The sequence below is a fragment of the Bacillus sp. AFS031507 genome (genome assembly GCF_002584635.1).
Classification (GTDB): Bacteria; Bacillota; Bacilli; order Bacillales; family Cytobacillaceae; genus Neobacillus.
This window is the reverse complement of the sequence record NZ_NUOW01000020.1, coordinates 159,045-166,303: the sequence shown is the minus strand read 5'-3', so window position 1 is coordinate 166,303 and position 7,259 is coordinate 159,045. Positions and strand designations below refer to the sequence as shown.

Here is a 7,259-nt window from a genome sequence, read left to right as displayed (position 1 = left end):
AAACCCCTAGCTTCAGCTATGGGGATACTCATGGAAAGAATCTATGATTGATCATAATGGAAATATACCGAAGCGATTAGAAGATGATCAGGCTGAAGAAGCCTTCTGCTCTTCAATGTTGGAGAGAAAGATAAGGCATAAACCAGATTCATATGCACAAATTGTAAAAGAGGAACTTCTTCCTCTTTTACATAGTGATGATAATGTATTGGAAATCGGCCCTGGATGGGGGAACTATACCTTTGCAATAGCTGATAAAGTTCGTAAGCTCACATGTATAGACAGTTCAAAAAGTATTGTGCAATTTTTAAAGTCCCAGGCTGCTACTAAAGGTGTCTGTAATATGCAATTGATTCACGATAAATGGGAAAGTGAAAAACAAGGAGCGAAATATGATGTGGTGTTTGGATTCAATTGTTACTACCGTATGTATGATATAGGAAACGCATTGTTAAAATTGAATGAGTCAGCAAACCGTCTAGTAATTGTAGGAATGACAACAGGTCCAGAAAAGCCTCACTAAATGGAACTATATCAAATGGGATATAAAATCAATTTAAGACGCTGGGATTATATTCATATCTTGAATGCATTATACCAGCTTGGAATTCTGGCAAACTGTAAAATCGTAAAATTGCAAAGCAGGAAAAGCTATTCTTCCTATGAGCAATTAATTCGCGATAATACCACCAAGATTTTGAATGAGCACTATAATGGTCATGAAGTGGAGACCGTTATTAATAAATATGTGTTAGAAAAAGACGGTACATATGAGTACGTATATCCGTTTCATGCTGCTTTAATGTATTGGAATCCAGCGAATATATGAAAATGGAAGCCACAAAAACACGGTTGCACCAAACCGTGTTTTTTTGATAAAAGGGCATTTTTTATATCATCCTTAAATATTTTGAGATAGCATACTGTAGTTGGGTATTCTTAAAGGTTCAACTAGATAATAAAATCCCAGATATAAGAGACATAAGGAATATTTATAAGAAAGTGGCAAAAAGTATTAATTAGGTGGAGGAGTACATAGATCAATTTCTCAAAGTAAGATTTCTGCATCTCTAAAATTGGATATACATTCACTTTATTTGGTAACTATATCAAAGTTTAATTCTAAAAAGATTTTGGAGGTGTCAATACATGGTACAAAATGAAGAAAAGGAAAAATTACTTCGTGATTACGGTTATCCAGAGCAGTCCATTCCACGATTAGTACAGGAAATAGATTCGATGAGCCTTGATAAGGTGAAAAAACTGATTTTACCATTTAACGATATTACAGCTGATAAATCATTTAGACGTGATTAGTCCTTAAAGTGGCCCCCAGGTCTGGTGGGGTCGATTCCCACGCAGCCCCGCCAACCTGGATTTATAAGAACTTAGTCAACTACAAAATGAAATAGCGTGATTACGATTTAAAGCGACCCAACAGGTCGTTTGTTATTACTTCCAATGTCCTTTTTTATTCTTGGAAATTCCTAAAATGGATTATCGTTATCGCAATGATTTTGAGTATTTTGATGCAGAAGTTATGTCCTCAGTATGAGATTGCCCTTTTTGTTTTCCCCTTATCTGCTTTTCGCCTTCAAAAAGGCCGCATAGTTTGCTGCCTCTTCAGGCGGGGCAGTGAGGGATCTCTCATATCCTTTCCGGAAGCTTCTTTCGTACGCCCTTACAAACCTCTGCCCGAGTATCCGTCGGGCCGCCTGTTCCGCCGTCAATTCCGGGTGGGCATGAAGGTATGCGTAGAATTTCTTCCCGGAAGAAAAAGAGAGATACACCTGCCGGAGAAGCCCTATTTTCATGAGGGGCAGGACGATTTCCTTCTTGTTGTCCATGAACAGCCGGGATTGTGGCATTTGCTGCCAGGCACGTGAAATCCGGAAATTATGTCGGTCTTCTAGCCCCGACCGGATTCCCTCATAATATCCCTCTTCCATCCCCATCTGGATGGGGTCGGGAGGGGCTTGGCCGTCTGTCTGGAGACCGCCGGCGAAAGAGAGGACGGCAAACAGAAAAAAGGCTACCAGGTTCCGTGTCACATCGTTTTCCCCCTTTCTGAGTCAATTAGTCCTCTTTAGTATAACCAGTCATTTCCTTCATATGATAGCGGGGAAGGAGTAGAATCGGATAGATAAAAGAAAAATGTGGAGTTTGGGGATTGGGTTTTACTGTTTCTATTGTTCTGGAGTCCTGGTCTTCTTTTGACGAGTGGCACAACATATTAAACAATTTTGCTTTCACTTATGATGAAACTGAGTGGGATGAGTTTGAAAAACTTGGATTCCCTGAACATGAAGTAAAAGCAACTTGGGAAAAGTTATTTGATACTGATTGGCTTGCAAGCTGGCCTAATTGAATGGGCTGGAAGTCCTCAAGTTGATAAATTGCAAGGCTTTACTCAAAGAATCACAATGGATCATGTAAGAAAAGTGGAACGTTTTATTGCTAAGTAACTCGAAGAATGAACAAGCTAAGCCCCCTGTCACTCGGCAGAGGGTATTGCTGTGTCTACCGTACAGTATTCCTTTCATGCATAGTCCTTTTAATTCTTTCCATACTAAGAAGGAAATTACTAAAGGAGATAAAATATACATGAAACGACAACTACTAGCAGGACTAGGAATCGGAGCAGCACTATTGTTTAGCATACCGGTTTCCGCACAAACCAACGTAATTCAGCCGGAGGATTTTACTTATGGAGATAAGTTAGGAGCGGTACAATCGCCAGGCTACAACGTAGGGTTCTCCGTCGTTCCTGAGCAACTCAAGGAACAGGATATCCAACGTATAACCGTGCAGCTGGTTGGCACTGATGGTAAAGTAGTCGCCGAAAACGAGGCAAAAGGGAAAGGCTTAAAGAATCTTATAGCTTATGATGGTCAGCAGTACAGCACCCAGTTTTATGGAAAAGTAAAAAAAATGAAAGACGATGTATGGACGCACAGCATCTATTGTGGTCAAAAACCTGCATTCGCGGAGATTATTGTTCAGGACAAACGAGGCAACACATACAAGGCGCATAACACGAATGCCCCGAATAAGGAACTCGATCCAGTGCCAAATTGTCCTAAGGGCCAATAAGTATGGTGAATGGAAGTCCTTATGAGTAAAAGAGGTCAAGCGATTTCTTAACTTTATTGATTTATTATAAAGGAGAGTACGTATTAGAGAAGTCTAATATGTACTCTCCTTTTTTAGGTATATAAAGCAATTCGCTTTGGATTCAAGAGAAGTCGACATTTAATTTAGGATGACAGTCTTTCATTTGCTATTGTGCTAAAGTATTATTGTGCTAAAATTCTGAAAAATCAATTGACAAATAAGGTTACGTTACATAGAATAATTATCATAGGAATAGGATTATAGAATATGAATAAAGGGATGATTACCCATGTGGCTGCGAAAAGATATAGTTCAATATTCAAAAATGGTTATAAAAGAGGCTGGACTCCAATTCTAATAGGAATCGGAATCCAGCCTCTTTCTTTATTATACTAAAGTGCTAGAGGAGGAACGTTAATGATCACATTAACAGGTCAAAGTTTAACATTAAAACAAATGAAGGAAATTTTAAACGAAAATCAGAAGGTAAGCGCTTCAGAATTGAGTATGGAGGCTGCTAGAAAGAGTCGGGAAGCAGTAGAAAGAATAGTTTCAGAATCAAAAGTAGTCTATGGGATTACAACAGGGTTTGGAAAATTTAGTGACGTCCTTATTAATAAAGATCATGTTCAAGATCTTCAGCTTAATTTAATTCGTTCACATGCTTGCGGCGTAGGTGAGCCGTTCCCAGAGGTTGTCGCAAAAGCAATGGTCCTTCTTCGCGCTAACGCACTTTTAAAGGGCTATTCTGGAATTAGGCCGCTTGTTATTGAAAGGTTATTAGATTTAGTAAACAAGGATATTATCCCTGTGATTCCGCAGCAAGGTTCCCTTGGAGCAAGCGGAGATTTGGCACCGCTTTCACACTTGGCGTTAGTGCTAATCGGGGAAGGAGAAGTATTTTATAAAGGAAATCGAATGGATTCACTTGAAGCCTTACAGCAAGAAGGAATCTTCCCAGTAACACTTGAGGCAAAAGAAGGCCTTGCTCTTATCAATGGAACCCAAGCAATGACAGCAATGGGAGTTGTCGGTTATCTAGAAGCAGAACAACTCGCATACCAAAGTGAGTTAATTTCCTCTATGACCATTGAAGGATTACATGGGATTATTGATGCCTTTGCTGCAGAGGTTCATATCGCAAGGGGTTATCAACAGCAAATTGATACCGCTGCACGAATCCGAGGTTACCTAAGCGATAGTTTATTGACGACGACACAGGGGGAATTGAGAGTACAGGATGCTTATTCCCTCCGCTGTATCCCACAAGTTCATGGTGCCACGTGGCAAGCACTTGATTATGTAAAAGAAAAATTAGAAATTGAGATGAATGCAGCAACAGATAATCCACTAATTTTTGATGATGGTGAAAAAGTCATTTCCGGTGGTAACTTCCATGGACAGCCAATTGCGTTTGCAATGGATTTTATGAAAATTGCTGTTGCGGAAATGGCAAATATATCTGAAAGACGAATTGAACGGTTAATCAATCCACAGTTAAATGATTTACCGCCATTTTTAAGCCCTGAACCGGGACTACAATCTGGTGCTATGATCATGCAATATGTTGCCGCATCTCTTGCTTCAGAAAACAAAACGCTTGCACATCCAGCAAGTGTAGATTCGATTCCTTCTTCGGCGAATCAAGAGGATCATGTAAGCATGGGAACGATCGCTTCAAGGCATGCTCATCAAATTATTCAGAATACAAGAAGAGTCCTTGCAATTGAGCTTATTTGTGCGATGCAGGCGGTTGAATACCGTGGAGTTGAAAAAATGGCAAGCCAAACAAAACGGCTTTATGAGAAAGGAAGAGAAATTGTTCCTTCAATTAAAAAAGACCGTATATTCTCAAAAGATATTGAAAAATCTGCTGAAGGTCTGAAAACAATGAATCTTTCAAAATTACTTCAGCAAGTGGATAAAGTATACAAATAAGAAGAAGACCTACTAACAAACGTAATTGAAAGGAGGTGAGGATTTTAATATTTATTCGGCCTAGAATTCTTTCAAAGACAAGGTTGCCATAGGCTACGTCCAATCATCTAGATTACATATCTCTGAAAAAATTATTAGGTAAAAGTACTTATCTATTAATCAAACTATAATAAGAGGTGTTATATGCAAAATACTGCTCTTAAATCCCAAGAAACAGGACACGAACACGAGTATGGAGAACATTTAGAAAGAAAGCTTAAAACACGGCATCTTTCCATGATTGCTATCGGAGGAACAATTGGAACAGGGTTATTTTTAGCCAGTGGAACCACGATTCATGATGCTGGTCCTGGTGGAGCTTTAGCTGCCTATATAATTGCAGGAATAATGGTATATTTTATCATGGGCAGCTTAGGAGAAATGGCATCTTTTATTCCGATTTCAGGTTCTTTTAGTACGTATACCTCAAGGTTTGTCGACCCTGCACTGGGTTTTGCTGTTGGTTGGAACTATTGGTACAATAATGCGATTATTTTTGCTTTGGAATTATCAGCATCGTCATTGATCATGAAATATTGGTTTCCCGATGCCCCAGGTATTATTTGGAGCGCAATTTTCCTTATACTTATTTTTGGCCTAAACGTTTTATCTGTTAAGGGTTATGGTGAATCAGAATTTTGGTTTTCATTGATTAAAGTTGCAACAATTATAATATTCATTGTTGTTGGATTATTAATGATCTTTGGAATATTGAAGGGTCATGCTGGCGGTTTTGAAAATTTCACAAAAGGAGAAGCACCATTTAAAGGCGGCTTGTTATCCATATTTAGTGTATTTATGGTAGTAGGATTTGCTTTTCAAGGCACGGAGCTGGTCGGAATTACAGCCGGTGAAAGTGAAAATCCTGAGAAAAATCTACCTAAGGCAGTGAAACAGATCTTCTGGAGAATTTTATTGTTTTATGTTTTAGCGATTTTTATTATTGGATGTATCATTAGCTATAACGATCCAAAATTATTAAGCGCAGATTTAGAGAATATTGCAGTGAGCCCGTTTACTTTAGTATTTGAAAATGCAGGTCTTGCCTTTGCGGCGGCTGCCATGAATGCAGTAATTCTTACTTCAGTTCTGTCAGCAGGAAATTCCACTTTATACGCCGCTTCGCGCGTCCTTTGGGTATTAGCGGAAGAAGGAAAAGCTCCGTCATTCTTGAAAAAAGTAAATAAAGGTGGTGTTCCGATTTACGCATTATACATGTCAACCCTTGTTGGGATGCTGTGCTTCCTTACCTCCCTTTTTGGTGATGGAACTGTTTATTCTTGGTTATTAAACGCTGCTGGCTTAGCTGGTTATATCTCTTGGTTAAGTATTTCGGTTACACATTATCGATTCCGTAAAGCTTATGTTGCACAAGGAAAAGATTTCAAAGACCTGCCTTATAAAGCAAAGTGGTTCCCATTAGGTCCAATTTTGGCGACAGTATTATGTTTAATCGCAATGCTTGGAACAAATTATGGGGCATTTATCGGCTCTAAGGTTGACTGGTATGGTATATTGGTTTCTTATATTGGACTACCTCTATTCCTAATGGGTTATTTAGGCTATAAAATTGTTAACAAAACAAAAATGGTTCCATTAAAAGAGGCGGATTTCCGCAGAGATTAAGTATTTATTATTCAACTCATAGCATTCTTTTATTTGTTTTAAAATTTTCAAAGTAGTAACTTGAATTCTCCTATTATTTCAATATTTTTGATGTATGGGCGGAAGGGTGTAATACCGCTCTCAAAGCCTTGATATATATGGGTTATTGAATAAGAGAGTAAATTTCTAACATTTTGAATATCCGAGGATTTAAACGGAGGCTTCTCATAAGTTGAGTAAACTTTTGGGGAGCTTCTTTTTTATTTCTTGCGTTATGTTGAGAGAGGCAAGCACCCTTGAAAAAAATGGGCTGTGTTAAAGGTTATTATTGATTTTGCCACTCTGTTGATTGGAGCAGAAGGCGCGAAGACTCCTGCGGGAGTACGGGTCTGGGGAGACCCCGAAGGCGCTAAAGCGACGACGAGGAGGCACCCCGACCGCGGAGGTGAAGCGCATGGAGCGGAAATCAACAGGCAAGTTTAAAACGGCCAAAAAATTAAAAAAACGAACAGTACAAATCCTGTTCGCCTAAAAAAAGAAATGCAAGTTGTAAATATAATTAT

8 protein-coding genes are annotated in these 7,259 nt (G+C 38.9%); 7 read left to right on the top strand and 1 reads right to left on the bottom strand.

The genetic code is table 11. The features are described 5' to 3' along the window. Positions 1–43: 43 nt before the first annotated feature. The 3 genes from COE25_RS31690 (at position 44) to COE25_RS30875 (ending at position 1,317) form a co-directional block, all read left to right on the top strand. Positions 44–523 carry a methyltransferase domain-containing protein gene (locus COE25_RS31690; RefSeq protein ID WP_257208891.1) on the top strand — a complete coding sequence of 160 codons (480 nt, stop codon included), beginning with the start codon at positions 44–46 and terminating at the stop codon, positions 521–523. Then, positions 524–829 (top strand): hypothetical protein, encoded by a 306-nt coding sequence (locus COE25_RS31685; RefSeq protein ID WP_257208890.1) that lies wholly within the window; start codon positions 524–526, stop codon positions 827–829. Between the two features lie 320 nt (positions 830–1,149). Further along, positions 1,150–1,317, top strand: coding sequence for a hypothetical protein (locus tag COE25_RS30875; protein ID WP_179195825.1), 168 nt, complete (start codon positions 1,150–1,152; stop codon positions 1,315–1,317). Positions 1,318–1,577: 260 nt separating this feature from the next. Here the strand turns inward: COE25_RS30875 and COE25_RS19165 are convergent, their stop codons facing one another. Further along, positions 1,578–2,051: a hypothetical protein gene (locus COE25_RS19165; RefSeq protein WP_098933759.1), complete on the bottom strand. Its 474-nt coding sequence runs from the start codon at positions 2,049–2,051 to the stop codon at positions 1,578–1,580. Between the two features lie 119 nt (positions 2,052–2,170). On the opposite strand from COE25_RS19165, the gene COE25_RS19160 reads away from it, so the two are divergent. The 4 genes from COE25_RS19160 (at position 2,171) to COE25_RS19145 (ending at position 6,717) form a co-directional block, all read left to right on the top strand. Beyond that, on the top strand, positions 2,171–2,368 hold the full coding sequence (locus tag COE25_RS19160) for a hypothetical protein (protein WP_098933758.1): 198 nt from the start codon (positions 2,171–2,173) through the stop codon (positions 2,366–2,368). A 236-nt stretch (positions 2,369–2,604) separates the two neighbouring features. Continuing rightward, positions 2,605–3,093, top strand: a complete 489-nt coding sequence (locus COE25_RS19155) for a hypothetical protein (protein WP_142354488.1) — start codon at positions 2,605–2,607, stop codon at positions 3,091–3,093. 438 nt (positions 3,094–3,531) lie between these two features. After that, positions 3,532–5,052, top strand: coding sequence for a histidine ammonia-lyase (gene hutH / locus COE25_RS19150; RefSeq protein ID WP_098933756.1), 1,521 nt, complete (start codon positions 3,532–3,534; stop codon positions 5,050–5,052). A gap of 183 nt (positions 5,053–5,235) precedes the next feature. Further along, positions 5,236–6,717 carry an amino acid permease gene (locus COE25_RS19145; RefSeq protein ID WP_098933755.1) on the top strand — a complete coding sequence of 494 codons (1,482 nt, stop codon included), beginning with the start codon at positions 5,236–5,238 and terminating at the stop codon, positions 6,715–6,717. The last annotated feature ends 542 nt before the right edge of the window (positions 6,718–7,259 follow it).